Origin of the sequence: Marinomonas sp. (assembly GCF_039940335.1) — a bacterium.
In the GTDB taxonomy this organism is placed as follows: Bacteria; Pseudomonadota; Gammaproteobacteria; order Pseudomonadales; family Marinomonadaceae; genus Marinomonas.
Map to the genome: position 1 here is coordinate 350,550 of NZ_JBDVGW010000005.1, position 12,842 is coordinate 363,391.

The window sequence follows — 12,842 nt, forward strand, 5'->3', positions numbered from 1 at the left end:
AAATTGGCATAAAGCTCGCAATAGGAAGAGTAAAGCACGAACAACAAACGGTTTATTTATCTCACTTATTAAGGAAGCGCTATGTTATCTCAGCAACATATAGACACGGTAAAAGCCACTATTCCATTATTAGCCTCTGTAGGGCCTACCATTACAGAATATTTCTACAAGCGCATGTTTACTCATAACCCTGAGTTACAAGATGTATTCAACATGACGCATCAAAAAACAGGACGTCAGCCAGCAGCTTTGTTTAATGCGATCGCAGCCTACGCAACGCACATTGATAACTTGGAAGTATTAACGAGCGCCGTGATGCGTATCGCTCATAAACACACCAGCTTTAACATCCAGCCAGACCAATACGATATTGTTGGTCACCACTTAATTGAAACGCTACGTGAGTTGGCACCTGATGCCTTTACCAAAGATGTAGAAGAAGCTTGGGTAGCCGCTTACGGACAGTTGGCGGATATCTTCATCAAGATCGAAAAAGACCTTTATGAAGAGCGCGCGGCACAAGCAGGCGGCTGGAAAGATTTCCGTCGCTTTAAAGTGGTGTCTAAAACACCAGAATCTGAGTTTGTGACGAGCTTCATTTTCGCTCCTGTAGATGGTGGCGCGGTCATTGATTATCTACCGGGACAATATTTAGGTGTAAAGCTGCACCCTAAAGGCAACCAATACGAAGAAATTCGCCAATACTCTTTGTCTACAGCACCAAACGGTGAAACCTACCGCATTAGTGTGAAACGTGAAGGCAGCGGTGACCATGCGGGTGTCATGTCTAATTACCTTCATGATCATCTCAATGCCGGCGACGAAGTGGAGCTCATGCCACCAGCGGGTGACTTTCACTTCAAAGACAAGCAAACACCTGTTGTCCTCATTTCTGGCGGTGTGGGTTTAACGCCCATGCAAGCCATGTTGGATACATTTAAAAAGCAAGGTTACACACAGCCAATCAGCTATTTACATGCCTGTGCGACACCAAGCCAGCATTCCTTTAAAGCGCATGTGGACGATTTAAAAGCGTCTTTACCATTGAATGTACACACTTGGTATGAAAAGGCAGATGCAATAGATAATGGGGTTTACGAAGGTAAGATGGATCTCGAAACCATCAAAGGTGAACTGCCTATTACGGAAGGCGAGTTTTACTTATGTGGGCCTTTGGGCTTCATGATGTTTGTCAAACAGCAACTTCTCACTCTTGGGGTACAAGCAGATCGTATCCATTATGAATTGTTTGGCCCACACCAAGACGTTTAATTGTCTTGTTGAGCAGGCGATTGCTTAAAAGGTAAAAGCGCGCGGGTATCTTGATGGTATCCGCGTACCGCTTCCGCTTCTTCTTCACAGAAACGTCCAATGGCATCGCGAAAACCTTCGTGCTCAATATAATGGATGCTGTGACTAAAGACAGGTTCAAAGCCACGGGCAATTTTGTGTTCCCCTTGAGTGCCAGGATCAAAATGTTGTAACCCTTTTTCCAAACAAAATTCAATGCCTTGGTAATAGCAGGCTTCAAAGTGCAAGCAATCCACTTCTTCCATGCAACCCCAATAGCGTCCAAACAGTGAATGGTCATCAAAGAAACACCAAGAAGCAGCAATCGGTTCACCGCCTTTATAAGCTTGCACTAGTAGGATTTGCTCTCCCATCGTTTCTGCCAACAGCCCAAAGAATTCTCGCGTCAAATAACCACATTGACCCCGTTTCGCGTAGGTAGACTGGTAACACATATAGAAGAAATCAATCTCTTCTTCAGACAAGTCACAGCCCAACTTTCGATCAAGCGCTATGCCTTGAGTAATGATTTTTTCTCGCTCTTTACGCGCTGATTTTCGTTTACGACTAGAAAAGTGAGAAAAGTATTCTTCCATGTCACGATAGTCACGGTTGAACCAATGAAACTGACAGGAAATTCGATGCTGAAGGCTTTTGTTTGCGGCAAGCAAATTGGCATGGTCTTCCTTCGCAAACAACAAATGCCAGCTCGAAAAGCCACGCTCTTGATTCGCCTGCGTCATGAGTTCCGTTAAAGCCGCATACAAGTGAGCAAAAGAAGCGTCGTCGCCATTTGGGTCAAGGTGAGAAAAAACGCGCGGGCCAGTGGCAGGAGAGAAAGGCACAGCCCAAATCCGTTTCGGATAGTATTGTAAACTGTGCTGTTGATAGGCATCCGCCCATGACCAATCGAACACGAATTCACCTTGAGAGTGCGTCTTTAAATACGTCGGTGCAATCGCCAAAGGCTCGTCGTCATCGTCTATTACCAGCAAGTATTCTGGATACCAGCCAGTTCCGTCTCCAATGCTGTGACTTTGCTCTAGCGCCTTATGGAAGGCAAATTGCGCAAAAGGATAACGAGTGCTGCCAATAGCCGCCTGCCACTTGGCTTCGCCTATTTGATCCACTGAATTAAACCATTGCGCTTTCATTGATTGACGGTCCACCTTTTGATTCTTCAACGTTTGAGGAAAATTGTTTGAATTAACACTCTAACTCTGCACGCATCTTGTTTAACAAGCTGGTCATATCAGGTCGTACTTGTCGCCAAATGTAAAAAGACTCTGCCGCTTGACCAACTAACATGCCCAAACCGTCTGCGCCAGTTGCGCCATGATCAATGGCCCATTGCAAAAAGACAGTCGTGCCTTTTCCATAGGTCATGTCATAACACCAAGTATGCTCGTTCGCTAATTCGTCTTTTAATGGCGGCAAACTGCTTGAACGGCTCGCAGAAGTACCGTTAATAATCAAATCAAACGCGCCCTCTAGCGCTCCAAAAGAAGAGGAAAAACAACCGAACTTTTCCGCCAACGCTTGTGCTTTTTCCACCGTGCGATTCGTAATAGTCACAGAGGAAGGCTGCTCAGCCAGTACATTGTCCAAAATCCCTTGCACCGCGCCGCCTGCACCAATAATGAGTATGCGCTTGTCTTTTAGACTTTGCTGGTGAGTTTCAATTATGTCTCGCACCATGCCCACACCGTCTGTAGTGTCGCCAAAAAGATCGCCATTTTTGCCCATCAGCAAGGTATTTACCGCACCCGCTTTTTGCGCTCGTGAGCTCAATACATCACACATAGCAAAAGCACGCTCTTTAAAAGGAGCCGTCACATTGAGACCATGGCCACCTTGTTGGAAGAAAGCGTGTACTTGGTTTTCGAACTGAACGTCATCACCCAAAATACGTATATAGGTGATATTCTGCTGAGTTTGTTCGGCAAAATGCAGATGGATATCCGGTGATTTACTGTGCGCGATAGGGTTTCCAAAAACCGCATATTGATCCAAAACGTTTCTCCTTAATTATTCTTATTAATCGGCCAATCTTTCGATGTCAGGTAATAATCTGTCAACTTGGCTTCTTCACTATTCGGTTCAACCTGATATTCATAGGTCCAACGCACTTCTGGTGGCAGTGACATAAGGATAGATTCCGTACGCCCGGCACCACTTTGTAGGCCAAAATGCGTACCTCGGTCAAACACCAAGTTAAACTCCACATAACGGCCACGACGATGTAACTGGAAGTCTCTCTGTTGAGGAGTGAAAGGTATATCTTTACGGCGTTGTAAAATCGGCAGATAAGCTTGGCTGTAGGCATCGCCCACCGAACGTAGCATGGCAAAGCTGTCTTCAAAACTGGCTTCATTAAAGTCATCAAAGAAAAGGCCACCGATGCCTCGTGGCTCTCCACGATGTTTTAGATAAAAGTATTCATCGCACCATTTTTTAAAGCGTTGGTAATAGCCTTCACCAAAAGGTTCAATGGCATCAAAACAGGTTTGGTGCCAATGGGTACAGTCTTCTTCAAAGCCATAATATGGAGTCAGGTCAAAACCACCTCCAAACCACCAGACAGGCGCCATGCCCTCTTTATGAACAATAAACAAACGAACATTGGCATGGGAGGTTGGGGCAAAGGGGTTGTTCGGATGAATCACTAAGGACACGCCCATGGCTTCAAAGCTTCCTCCTGCAAGTTCTGGTCGGTCAGCCGTGGCGGAAGGAGGAAGGTTGTCGCCCATTACATGGGAAAAATTCACCCCCCCTTTTTCAATTACCTGTCCATTTGCAATGACACGCGTCCGGCCACTGCCACCATTAGGTCGATCCCACGCATCTTCTTTAAAACGGGCGTCAGGTTCTAGGGTTTCAAGTGAGGCACAAATTGCATCCTGAAGGGATAATAAATAATTTCTTACCGCTTCAATATCAGCAGATTGCACAGTAGAAGTAGGCATAAAGCGCTCCAATTAATAGCGTTGCGAACCATCTGGATGACTACGTAATAGATTCAAAATCCACATGTATTGCTCCGGATGCGCGTCGATCATTTTTTCCAATGCCGCGTTCATCAAGATTGCATCTTGTGTGTCATCCCCAGTAGGAAAGTTTTCTAAAGCAGGCCAAATATGCAACTCATACTTTCCCGACTCACTATTATACGCTTGGAGCATGGGTACAACCTTGGCCTTGGTCAATTTTGTTAACTTTCCCAGACCTTTCATGGTCGCCTTTTCTGCAGCAAAAAAAGGCACAAACACAGAGTTTTGCACGCCAAGATCTTCATCCGGTAAGTAGTAACCTAAATTGCCTTCTTTCACCGCTTTTAGAAAAGGTTTTATACCCGCCTCTCTAGGGTAAATTTTGCCGCGACCGTACTGCATGCGTTGAACATGCAGTAACCAGTCTACTACCTCATTACTTTGAGGCTTCATAATAGTCGTTATGCTGTACCCTAAAGACGCCAACATTGGGCCAGTGTAATCCAATGTCCAGCAGTGAGGGGTTAAGGTAATAATTTTTTCGTCATTTTCGAGAAGCGAAAACAAATTCTCGCCACCATAAATTTTATCGCGGCTTTTAAGGTACTTTTTGCTACGCACCATAAGCTCACCATAGGCTAAACAGAATTGAGCGGCCGTCTCTAGGCTGCTCAACAATATTTGATGGCGCTCTTCTGGCGTTTTTTCAGGAAAGCACTCTTCTAAGTTTATTTTTGCCCGTTTAAGAGCACTGCTCTTGCGGTTAACAATAACACCCGCAAGCTTCTTACCGAGTTTGTCACGCCACCGATACGGCACATAAGCTAACACCAAAACCAGCAATGCCATCAACCAAGCTGGCCAATAGCGCGGGGCAAGGAAGGCCCATTTGAAAGTAGAGTTATGTAACTTGGGGTCTTGCGGTGGCGTATCTTTCGTTTTGTTCATAAGACTTATTTGGTTTGTACACTCATAGGTAGGTGGTTCTAGTACGACTAGGTTCATAATACTTCATGGGGACGGATATTTTATATAGCCTGCGTAACTTTTCATGATTCATGACAGATGACAATGTTTGAAAAACATCAAACATTAGATTGATTGCGCACCATTTTTCATTCGCAAAGGCTTATTTACTATCTTTCTTAACGCAAGCTTTCACCAGAACAAGTTACTCAGTTTAGACACTCCGTTAGGTGTCTGGTTATTTCCGTTTGGAGTTTATATGCAATCACTATTGTCGCAACCAAATTTATTGAAAGGCCAGTCCTATATAGATGGCCAATGGGTGTCTGCTCTATCTGGACAAACCTTTTCCATCACTAATCCTGCCAATGGTGAAGCCATCATTGAGGTTGCAGATTTAGGGGCACAGGAAACGACCCAAGCCGTTGAAGCCGCGCAAAGGGCTCAAAAAGAATGGCAAGCGAAAACAGCAAAAGAGCGAGCAACATTATTACGCCAATGGAATCAGCTGATACTCGATAACCAAGCGGATTTAGCTAAGTTAATGACCTTAGAGCAGGGTAAACCTTTAGCAGAAGCCATGGGAGAAGTCGCCTACGGCGCATCTTTTATTGATTGGTTTGCTGAGGAAGCGCGCCGTATAAATGGTGACGTGATTCCGACCTTTGCCAAAGACAAGCGAGTACTGACGATCAAACAAGCTATTGGCGTGGTTGCAGCGATCACACCTTGGAACTTCCCGATCGCTATGATTACCCGTAAGGCAGGACCTGCCTTGGCCGCAGGCTGTACTATTGTTATCAAGCCTTCTGACGAGACGCCTTTGTGTGCCTTAGCCTTGGCTGAATTAGCTCACCAGGCAGGTATCCCTGCAGGGGTGTTAAATGTGGTGGTGGGTCAAGACGCTAAAGCCATTGGCGGCGTGCTAACCAGCAATCCGATGGTACGTAAACTTTCTTTCACAGGTTCTACCCCTGTCGGCAAACTATTACTCAGCCAGTGTGCGCAAACGGTAAAACGCACTTCGATGGAGTTGGGCGGTAATGCGCCTTTTATCGTCTTTGATGATGCGGACCTAGATGCCGCAGTGGAGGGTGCCATCGCTTCCAAATACCGAAACGCAGGTCAAACTTGTGTCTGTGCTAATCGCATTTTAGTGCAAGAGAGTGTCTACGATGCTTTTGCACAGAAGTTAGCGGCAAGAGTGGCTAGCTTTAAAACCGGTGATGGTTTTAGTGAAGGGGTTAATATCGGGCCTTTAATCAACCCAGCGGCCATTCAAAAAGTATCTGAACTCGTTAAGGATGCCATCGACCAAGGTGCCACGGCTTTGGCGGGCGGTAAGGCGATAGAAACACTAGGAAAACAATTCTTTGAGCCAACCATCTTAACCAATGTCACTGAAGACATGGCGATTTTCTCCAATGAGATTTTTGGTCCTGTTGCCCCATTATTCCGTTTTTCCACAGAAGAAGAAGCCATAACCATGGCAAACAATACCCCTTTTGGTCTTGCAGCTTACTTCTATTCCCAAAATATTGCTAGAACTTGGCGTGTTTCTGAAGCCTTAGAATATGGCATGGTTGGCATTAACGAAGGCATTATCTCTTCTGAAGTTGCACCTTTTGGTGGTGTTAAAGAGTCGGGAAGTGGTCGAGAAGGTTCCCAATACGGCATCGACGAATACGTCGAAATCAAATACCTATGTGTGGGTGGCTTAGCCTAACACCATCCCTCGCAAACACTTGCATTGTCCAATTAAAGGTAAACAGTATGAATAACTTAGATTTACAAAAACGCAAAGAAAGTGCCATCGCTCGTGGCCAAGGTAACATGGCCCCTGTCTATGTTGATAAAGCCCTGAACGCTGAACTTTGGGATGTGGAAGGTAAGCGTCATATCGACTTTGGTGCTGGCATTGCCGTGGTAAACACAGGTCATAACCACCCGAAAGTAAAAGCCGCCGTACAAGCTCAGTTAGAGCGTTTCACACACACTTGTGTCATGGTAAGTCCTTATGAATCGGCGGTTGAGTTAGCGGAAAAGCTTAATGACGCAGCACCAGGTACTACACCGAAAAAATCCATCTTTGTAACCACAGGCGCCGAAGCGGTTGAGAACTGTGTAAAGATTGCCCGTGCTTACACGGGGCGCCCAGGCATCATTGCTTTTAATGGAGGCTTTCATGGTCGTACCAACATGACGATGGGACTAACAGGTAAGGTTAATCCTTATAAAGTCGGCTTCGGTCCTTTCCCGAGTGATATTTATCATGTGGCTTACCCCAATGAATATCATGGCATCAGTATTGAACAGTCTCTTGAAGAACTAAAAATGCGCTTCACCTGTGATATTGAGGCCTCTCGTGTAGCGGCAATTTTAATCGAGCCAGTTCAGGGGGAGGGTGGCTTTTACCAAGCGCCAGCTAAGTTCCTCCAAGCACTGCGTGAAATCTGTGATGAGCATGGTATTTTGCTGATTCTTGATGAAATTCAGTCTGGTTTTGCCCGCACTGGCACTATGTTCTGCCACGAGCAAGCCGGCATTGAAGCGGACTTAATGACCGCAGCCAAAGGCATTGCCGGAGGCTTCCCATTAGCGGCGGTGGTCGGTAAAGCAGACATTATGGATGCGCCAATCCCTGGCGGCCTAGGTGGCACTTATGGTGGCTCTCCAGTAGGTTGTGCGGCGGCTCTTGCCGTATTCGATATCATTGAAGAAGAAAAGCTCTGCGCTCGTGCTAACGAAGTGGGTACTCACTTTGTTCAGCACCTAAGCGCCTTGCAAGCTGAATACCCTCAGTTGATCGGTAATATTCGTCATGCTGGCGCCATGATCGCTATGGAATTGGTGCATGATGGTGATGCTAACAAGCCTAATGCAGAGCTAACAAAAGCCCTTTCAGCCAAAGCCGCACAGAATGGTCTGGTACTGTTATCTTGTGGTATCCGAGGCAACGTGATTCGTTTCTTGCCTGCGCTTACCATTGAAACAGACATCATTGATGAAGGTATGACAATTTTTAAACGTTGTATTGAAGAATTAGTGTAAAAACACGTTTGGTTCCTTGTCCTCCCATTTGCAAATGATTACTTGCACACAAGCCATCGGGATTTTCGGTGGCTTTTTTTTATGATCAGATTAGCGTTAATAGGGTGCCGCGGCCAACTCTTCTACCGTTTGATCTAGTACATTTAAGAATAATTCTCTCGGCTTGTTAGGTTGAGAAGTTTTTTTACAGATTACCGCCACCCCAAGCGAGTAGTGTCGACTCTCTGGCAATACCTTAACAATCTCATCTTTTTCCAAATAAGGCAGAGCATAGAGCTCGGGTAAGAAACCAATATATTGGCCCGATAAAATCAACGCCAAACGACTGTCATAGAAATAAGAAATGGCAGCAAGCTTTAAAGGCACAATTTGCTCACTCATCGCTTCATGGGGCTTTAACCCCGCATGAGTCGCAGGGAAGCTATTCACTAGCTCTTCTTGCTGGCTAGAATCCATTGCGACTAATTTGTGGTTTTTACCACAATAAAGATGGCAAACATCATGGTAGAGATGTACATAATCCAACCCCTCAAATTTACGGTGATAGGGTATGAAACCTATATCGGCTTCGTCATTTAGGATCATCCGTTCTATGTTCGCCATCGATGAAACATTGGTGATGATAGACACATCAGGGGCTTGCTCTGCAAAACGCTGTACTAACTCTGGAAAACGACTGCGTGGATCTAGGCTAATCGCATCTGACAAAGCAATGCGTAGTTGACCTGTTAAGCTAGCATTTAGATTGTTCACCGTGGTGCGAAACGAATCTAATGACTCCAGCAGATTGTTCGTCATATTGTAGATGATCTCTCCCTCTTCAGTGAGAGAGAAGCCACCCCGGCCACGCTTACACAGCGTTAGGTTAAGCCGAGATTCTAAACTCGAAATATGCAGGCTAATAGTAGAACGGCCGATATTTAAGGAGGTTTCTGCCGCAGAAAAGCCGCCACAGTCGACCACAGTTTTAAACACCTTTAATTGCTTAATCTCGTAGTCGCCCACTTGGCCAAGAGAGTAGTTTTTTGCGCTCATCTTATCCTCATAAATCATCTTTTAGTTTCGGATGCCACATCCAAACGATAATTATGACAGTCTACCAGAAGCATGAACGTCCACCGCCTTTCTTTTTAATAACGCTTTAAAATCAACGCAGCATTAACACCGCCAAAACCAAAGCCGTTACAAAGCACATAATCTACATGTTTTTCTCTGGCTTTCAGGGGAATAAGGTCCAGATCCGCCATGCTGTCTTCTGGGTTTTCTAAATTCAGTGTTGGTGGTAAAAGACCGCTCCTAAGAGCTTGCGCACTAAAGATGGCTTCAACCCCACCAGCAGCTCCTAACAAATGCCCAGTCGCCGATTTTGTAGAAGAAACAGGCACAGTGTTCACCGCTTTTCCAAAGATACTTCTTAGGGCATTAATTTCTCCGCGATCGCCTACTGGGGTCGATGTTGCATGAGCATTCACATAGCCAATTTTCTCAGCCACAATGCCCGCCATAGTCAGTGCCGACTGCATTGCTCGAGCAGCGCCTTCGCCACTTTCGGGTCCCGCTGTTAGGTGATACGCATCGCTACTGGTCCCGTAGCCCACCAATTCCACGAGTGGTGTCGCCCCTCGTGCTAGCGCATGCTCTAGGGTTTCCAATACCACTAAGCCTGCACCTTCGCCCATCACAAAACCTTCTCTGTCTTTATCAAAGGGCCGTGAAGCTTTTGTTGGATCCTCATTACGGGATGATAGTGCTTTTAAAGCCCCGAACCCTGCTAACGACAAGGGATCTATACAGGCTTCTGTACCACCAGCCAGAGCCACTTTTGCCTCACCCGTTTTTAGCAATCGCATGGCATCGCCAATGGCTTGTACACCCGCGGCACAGGCGGTAACTGGCGTACCTGTTGGCCCTTTAAAGCCATACTTAATCGACAAATTACCCGCCGCCAAATTCGCTAGGAAGGCAGGAACGGTAAAAGGCGATAATCGACGAGCCCCTTGGTTATTGAGTATGCCTTGTGCATGGGTAATTGTGGGTAAACCACCGATACCTGTCCCAATAATGGTTGCCGTTGAAGCTTGTTCTTCAAGGGAAGTAGGGGCCCAATTTGCCTGTGTTAATGCCTCATCCGCAGCTGCCAGAGCATATAAAGTGAATAGATCGACTCGCTTACGCTCCTTTGGCGACACATAGTCCGCTTCATTTAGGCCGTTAGATAACGCTTCATGGTTTGGCACTTGTCCCGCTATCTGGGTGTTTAAACCTTCTGTTATCGTATTCGGTAACGCTCTGATACCCGACTCACCCTTAATGATTCTGTCCCAAACTGCGTTTACGCCTAGACCTAAAGGCGACACGATTCCCATACCTGTGATAACAATACGTTGCGCTAATGACATATTTTCTACCTCTACATTTGTATTAGGCTTACCTCTTGATGAAATAACTGTCGTTGTTTTCATCAGCATTCGACGGCAAGAAAGCCCTCATGTTAGAGTGGGCCTTTATATGATCAAGATAATATTTAGGAGACTAAATATGCCTTACACACCAAGTCACAAAGAACAAACCCGTCAACGCATTCTGCAAGCGGCGGCGAAATTATTTTGTTCCAATGGGTTCGATCGCGTTACGCTGACGCAAATCATGAAAAAAGCCAATATGACCCATGGGGCCTTTTATGCTCATTTTGCAGGGAAAAGCAGCTTGTATGAGGCGGCGATGCAGTTTGCAACCTCCCATGCTTTTTGGGCGCGGGAAGATAAACAAACCGAATATAAAGCTTCTCACCTCAAAGCCTTAGTGATTCGATATCTTAGCTGGAGTAAGAGTGATAAAGAGCATCCATCACCATTAGAGTTTCTTGTTACCGATGCGGCGCACAAAGAAGAGAAAGTCCGTCAGGCTTATCAAATTTGCTTTGATAGCCTAGTCGAACGACTCAGCACGATTTTACAAAATCGTGGCACGACGAATGCAAAAAGCTTAGCGGAGGAAACGGTGGTTTCTTTGGTGGGTACTGTGGCCATTGCGCGCTCTATTGCTCAGCCTCTGCAAAAAGACTTTTTAAAGCGAGCGCAAGAAAGAATAGTTTATCGTCTACAAAGTAATGAGCACCTAACTCACGCTTAGGTTTAGCTTTGAAGGCATTAGAGCTATCTAATTGTTTCCGTTATAAATTGATCGAGATTTGTTTCACGTGAAACTTATAAGTACGGACTGCATAGTTAGCTATTCTTTTTATACCAATCCATCACACTTGGCGCCAACTCAGGCCCAGATACAAAAAAATGTCCATTAAGTAACGTTTCGCGTTTATTGTATTTAAAAGGCTTTCCTTCAGGTGTCACCAGCATACCGCCAGCCGCCTCAATAATAGCCTGCTGTGCCGCAGTGTCCCATTCACTGGTTGGACCACGTCGCATATGTAAATCGGCGATACCTTCCGCTATACGGCAGCCCTTAATAGAGCTACCTTTAGGTAATTCTCTGACCTGTTCGTAGGTATGTTTTAAGCTATCTTTTAAATCTTTAGGCAGGGCGGGGCCATGGCTACGGCTGGTCATAACAATGATCGGGTCCCTTGGCTGGCGGATTTTAATTGCTTCGAACTCATCCCCTTGCCATTTAATTGCACCAACGGGTAAATCTTGCCAAGGGCGGGTAACCCCAAAATAACCTTCAGATGTGGTGGGTAGATATACCATACCCACAATAGGTTCGTTATTTTCTATCAGGGCAATATTGATACTGAATTCGCCATTACGTTTAATAAATTCTTTTGTACCGTCTAAAGGATCAACTACCCACAACATAGACCATTGCGAGCGTTCCTCAAAATCGACCACACCTTCTTCCGACAGCACAGGAATGTCTGGAGTTAAACTCTCGAGTCCAGCTAAAATAACTTTATGGGCCGCTAGGTCAGCAGCAGTAACAGGGCTATTATCGGATTTATGCTCAATACCCAAATCTGAACGCTGATAAATATCCATGATCACATCGGCGGCATCGTGTATTATTTTTTGAAGAGCTTGGAAAATAGGGTGTTGATTAACGTCCTTCATGACAGCCTCTATGACAACAAATACGGTCAACATATTTTATGAGTAAAACAGACTTATGAGTAAAGCAGAAAAACAGTCTACACCACAAGCTGTTCGTTTAGATAAGTGGCTTTGGGCCGCACGTTTTTACAAAACCCGCTCCCTTTGCAAGGACGCCATTGACGGTGGCAAAGTAACTTACAACGGCAGCAAGGGCAAAGCCAGTCGTAATGTAGAAGTGGGCGCTACGATAGGACTAAGATTAGGCTGGGATGAGAAGGTTATTGAGGTGAAGGCTTTGAGTGAACAGCGCCGAGGTGCACCTGAGGCTCAGCTTCTTTACGAAGAGACACCTGAGTCCATTGAAAAGCGCGAGCGTAGAGCACTCGAACATAAGTCGTTTGGTGGCCGAATCATGGCAGACCATAAGCCCAATAAAAAAGAACGTCGCGATATTAAGCAACTTAAAAAAGACATTTTTAGTGGCATGGAGTAAGAC

Annotated in this window: 12 protein-coding genes; 5 read left to right on the plus strand and 7 right to left on the minus strand. The window is 45.6% G+C overall.

The window, feature by feature from the left end; genetic code table 11:
• The first annotated feature begins 81 nt into the window (after positions 1-81).
• Positions 82-1,272 carry an NO-inducible flavohemoprotein gene (hmpA, locus tag ABJF92_RS03725; RefSeq protein ID WP_446814503.1) on the plus strand — a complete coding sequence of 397 codons (1,191 nt, stop codon included), beginning with the start codon at positions 82-84 and terminating at the stop codon, positions 1,270-1,272.
• Here hmpA and ABJF92_RS03730 read toward each other — a convergent pair.
• Genes ABJF92_RS03730 through lpxM form a run of 4 tightly spaced genes read right to left on the minus strand, consistent with a single transcriptional unit; the run spans position 1,269 to position 5,285 of the window.
• Positions 1,269-2,459, minus strand: coding sequence for a GNAT family N-acetyltransferase (locus tag ABJF92_RS03730; protein WP_446814504.1), 1,191 nt, complete (start codon positions 2,457-2,459; stop codon positions 1,269-1,271). The genes hmpA and ABJF92_RS03730 overlap by 4 nt on opposite strands.
• A 37-nt stretch (positions 2,460-2,496) precedes the next feature.
• Positions 2,497-3,303, minus strand: a complete 807-nt coding sequence (aroE, locus tag ABJF92_RS03735) for a shikimate dehydrogenase (protein WP_446814505.1) — start codon at positions 3,301-3,303, stop codon at positions 2,497-2,499.
• Positions 3,304-3,314: 11 nt separating this feature from the next.
• Positions 3,315-4,256, minus strand: a complete 942-nt coding sequence (gene hemF, locus ABJF92_RS03740) for an oxygen-dependent coproporphyrinogen oxidase (RefSeq protein WP_446814506.1) — start codon at positions 4,254-4,256, stop codon at positions 3,315-3,317.
• A 12-nt stretch (positions 4,257-4,268) separates the two neighbouring features.
• Positions 4,269-5,285: a lauroyl-Kdo(2)-lipid IV(A) myristoyltransferase gene (gene lpxM / locus ABJF92_RS03745; protein ID WP_446814507.1), complete on the minus strand. Its 1,017-nt coding sequence runs from the start codon at positions 5,283-5,285 to the stop codon at positions 4,269-4,271.
• A 220-nt stretch (positions 5,286-5,505) separates the two neighbouring features.
• Between lpxM and ABJF92_RS03750 the strand changes: the two genes are divergently transcribed.
• Both ABJF92_RS03750 and gabT read left to right on the plus strand, forming a co-directional pair.
• Complete coding sequence (locus tag ABJF92_RS03750) at positions 5,506-6,972, plus strand: NAD-dependent succinate-semialdehyde dehydrogenase (protein WP_446814508.1); 1,467 nt, start codon at positions 5,506-5,508, stop codon at positions 6,970-6,972.
• Between the two features lie 47 nt (positions 6,973-7,019).
• Positions 7,020-8,297, plus strand: coding sequence for a 4-aminobutyrate--2-oxoglutarate transaminase (gabT, locus tag ABJF92_RS03755; RefSeq protein WP_446814509.1), 1,278 nt, complete (start codon positions 7,020-7,022; stop codon positions 8,295-8,297).
• 96 nt (positions 8,298-8,393) lie between these two features.
• Here gabT and ABJF92_RS03760 read toward each other — a convergent pair whose 3' ends face one another.
• Positions 8,394-9,332 (minus strand): LysR family transcriptional regulator, encoded by a 939-nt coding sequence (locus ABJF92_RS03760; protein ID WP_446814510.1) that lies wholly within the window; start codon positions 9,330-9,332, stop codon positions 8,394-8,396.
• A 95-nt stretch (positions 9,333-9,427) separates the two neighbouring features.
• On the minus strand, positions 9,428-10,696 hold the full coding sequence (gene fabF / locus ABJF92_RS03765; protein ID WP_446814511.1) for a beta-ketoacyl-ACP synthase II: 1,269 nt from the start codon (positions 10,694-10,696) through the stop codon (positions 9,428-9,430).
• A 139-nt stretch (positions 10,697-10,835) separates the two neighbouring features.
• Between fabF and ABJF92_RS03770 the strand changes: the two genes are divergently transcribed.
• Positions 10,836-11,429: a TetR/AcrR family transcriptional regulator gene (locus ABJF92_RS03770; protein WP_446814512.1), complete on the plus strand. Its 594-nt coding sequence runs from the start codon at positions 10,836-10,838 to the stop codon at positions 11,427-11,429.
• A gap of 95 nt (positions 11,430-11,524) precedes the next feature.
• Here ABJF92_RS03770 and cysQ read toward each other — a convergent pair whose 3' ends face one another.
• The gene (gene cysQ / locus ABJF92_RS03775) at positions 11,525-12,364 is read right to left on the minus strand and encodes a 3'(2'),5'-bisphosphate nucleotidase CysQ (RefSeq protein WP_446814513.1); all 840 of its coding nucleotides are present in this window, start codon (positions 12,362-12,364) and stop codon (positions 11,525-11,527) included.
• Between the two features lie 55 nt (positions 12,365-12,419).
• Between cysQ and ABJF92_RS03780 the strand changes: the two genes are divergently transcribed.
• Positions 12,420-12,839 (plus strand): RNA-binding S4 domain-containing protein, encoded by a 420-nt coding sequence (locus tag ABJF92_RS03780; RefSeq protein ID WP_446814514.1) that lies wholly within the window; start codon positions 12,420-12,422, stop codon positions 12,837-12,839.
• Positions 12,840-12,842 lie beyond the last annotated feature (3 nt).

What these genes read in the sequence shown, in the direction of transcription:
- ABJF92_RS03770 (WP_446814512.1), top strand. Translation starts at nt 10,836, where the DNA reads ATGCCTTACACACCAAGTCACAAAGAACAAACCCGTCAACGCATTCTG.
- ABJF92_RS03760 (WP_446814510.1), bottom strand. Translation starts at nt 9,332, where the DNA reads ATGAGCGCAAAAAACTACTCTCTTGGCCAAGTGGGCGACTACGAGATT.
- ABJF92_RS03780 (WP_446814514.1), top strand. Translation starts at nt 12,420, where the DNA reads ATGAGTAAAGCAGAAAAACAGTCTACACCACAAGCTGTTCGTTTAGAT.
- cysQ (WP_446814513.1), bottom strand. Translation starts at nt 12,364, where the DNA reads ATGAAGGACGTTAATCAACACCCTATTTTCCAAGCTCTTCAAAAAATA.
- hemF (WP_446814506.1), bottom strand. Translation starts at nt 4,256, where the DNA reads ATGCCTACTTCTACTGTGCAATCTGCTGATATTGAAGCGGTAAGAAAT.
- hmpA (WP_446814503.1), top strand. Translation starts at nt 82, where the DNA reads ATGTTATCTCAGCAACATATAGACACGGTAAAAGCCACTATTCCATTA.
- ABJF92_RS03750 (WP_446814508.1), top strand. Translation starts at nt 5,506, where the DNA reads ATGCAATCACTATTGTCGCAACCAAATTTATTGAAAGGCCAGTCCTAT.
- fabF (WP_446814511.1), bottom strand. Translation starts at nt 10,696, where the DNA reads ATGTCATTAGCGCAACGTATTGTTATCACAGGTATGGGAATCGTGTCG.
- lpxM (WP_446814507.1), bottom strand. Translation starts at nt 5,285, where the DNA reads ATGAACCTAGTCGTACTAGAACCACCTACCTATGAGTGTACAAACCAA.
- gabT (WP_446814509.1), top strand. Translation starts at nt 7,020, where the DNA reads ATGAATAACTTAGATTTACAAAAACGCAAAGAAAGTGCCATCGCTCGT.